This window comes from Photorhabdus cinerea, from assembly GCF_011189575.1.
In the GTDB taxonomy this organism is placed as follows: domain Bacteria; phylum Pseudomonadota; class Gammaproteobacteria; order Enterobacterales; family Enterobacteriaceae; genus Photorhabdus; species Photorhabdus cinerea.
This window is the reverse complement of record NZ_PUJW01000087.1, coordinates 1-2,279: the sequence shown is the minus strand read 5'-3', so window position 1 is coordinate 2,279 and position 2,279 is coordinate 1. Positions and strand designations below refer to the sequence as shown.

Below are 2,279 nucleotides of genomic sequence, written 5' to 3'. Positions count from 1 at the left end.
ATATGCCCACCACCATAGCCGGGGAACGTGATACACAAATCGCCACCCGCTGGTCCGGCTCCACGCCCAAAGCAATCAGCTGATGGGCCAGCCGGTTGGCGCGAGCATTCAATTGCGCATAACTGAGAGTCTGTGCTTCATACTCTAACGCAGTTGCGTCCGGGGTTTTCTCTACCTGTTGTTCAAACAACTGATGAACGCACCACTGGTCAGGGTAGGCTGTTTCCGTCGCGTTCCAGGTTTCCAGTAACAACCTGCGCTCTGCCGGGGGCAGAATATTGATTTCCCCGATCCGCTGTTGAGCAGGAACAACCATCTCTCGCAATACCGTATGCAGATATCCCACCTGCCGTTCTATGGTCTGTTGATCAAACAGGGCCGTGGCATAACCCAGAGCACCAACAATCCTGTCCTCCTCTTCTGCCAGGCTAAGATCAAGATCAAACTTGACGTTATCAATAGTATGATCGACCGCTGACACGCCCAGCCCCGGCAGCGTCCATTCCGGGTTCTCATTGTTCTGCCAGGCAAACATCACCTGGAACAACGGCGTATGCGCCAGTCGGCGTGGCGGTTGTACGATTTCCACCACCTGCTCAAACGGTAAATCCTGATGTTCCTGTGCCGCTAAGGCGGTTTGCCGTACACGCGCCAGTAATTCAGCCACGGTCAGTTCACCCGATAAATCCATGCGCAACGCCAGCGTATTCACAAAGAACCCGATCAACGGCTCCACTTCCTGACGACTGCGACCAGCACTCGGCGTGCCTATCACCACATCTTCCTGACCTGACAGGCGCGACAGGACTATCGCCCAGGCGGACAACAGCGTCATAAATAACGTGACACCGTGTTGCTTACTCAGACGTTTCAGGGCGGTCGTTAACTCCGCATCCAGATTAACCGGCACGACATTGCCAGCAAACGACTGCTCAGGCGGACGGGGCCGATCAGTGGGTAAATCCAGCAGAACCGGCGCGTCAGCCAGCATGGTACGCCAATAGTCGGATTGAATCCGGGTACGTTCAGCCGACAGCCACTGGCGCTGCCAGGCGGCGTAATCCGGGTATTGAATCGCCAGCGGTGGCAACGGGTCCGGTTGCCCGGCCAGAAACGCCGTATAGAGCGCGTTCAGTTCACGTATCAGCACACTGACAGACCAGCCATCGGAAATAATGTGATGCTGGGTGAGCAGGAACCGGTATTCGTCATCGGCAAGCCGGATAAGGCAGGCACGGATAAGCGGACCACGGTCAAGATCAAATGGCGTATGGACTTCGCCGGCACTCAAGCGCTCAAGCACTATGTCGGCATCCGGGAGTCCGCGCAGGTCATGTTGAGATAAAGGCAAGCCACTATCCACTTCCAACAGCCGTACCTGCGGCTGACCGTCAACCGAGACAAAGACAGAACGTAACGCCTCATGACGGGCGAACAGGGTATCCAGCGCCTGCTGCCAGGCCACGATATCCAGTTGACCACACAAGTGCAGGGCCATCGGGATATGATAAGTCTCACTGGCACCATCCCACTGAGCCAGGAACCACAGGCGCTGTTGAGCAAATGACAACGGCAGCGCTTCCTCGCGGGATATCGGCAGAATGGCCGGCAGGCTAGCGTTCTGTTGACCAGACCGGGCCGCCATGACCTCAGCAAAAGCCATCAAAGTAGGAGACGTAAACAGGGTGGTCAGCGGCAGTTCAACACCCAACGCCGCTACCCGGTTCATCATCCGTACCGCCAGCAACGAATGGCCTCCCAAAGCAAAGAAATTATCGTGCCGACTGATCTGTTCAATCCCCAGTAATTCACGCCAGATGGCCGCCAGTGTAGTTTCTGTCTCCCCCTGCGGCGACGCATAGACCTGACGGGCAAACGCCTCACTGTCCGGTGCCGGTAGCGCCTGACGATCCAGCTTACCGTTCGGGGTCAATGGCAACACATCCAGCCGCACAAAGGCCGACGGCACCATATAATCCGGTAAAATAGCACTCAGGTGGGTACGCAGACTATTGACCAGTCCCTCATGGGCTTCCGCCGCCACATAAGCCACCAGCCGTTTCTCCTGCCCGCCACCCAGCGCCAGTACCACCGCTTCATTCACCGCCGGATGTTCTACCAACCGGGCTTCAATTTCCCCTGGCTCTATCCGGAAACCGCGGATTTTAACCTGATGGTCGTTACGGCCCAGGAACTCCAGATTGCCCTCCGGCAGGTAGCGGGCCAAATCCCCGGTGCGGTACATGCGGGCGCCCGGTTTATCACTGAACGGATCGAGA

1 protein-coding gene is annotated in these 2,279 nt (G+C 57.0%); it reads right to left on the bottom strand.

What is annotated here, in order from left to right:
* Nucleotides 1-2,279 (bottom strand): condensation domain-containing protein (locus C5469_RS22605; protein WP_166310925.1); only part of this gene is annotated, 2,279 nt, incomplete at both ends.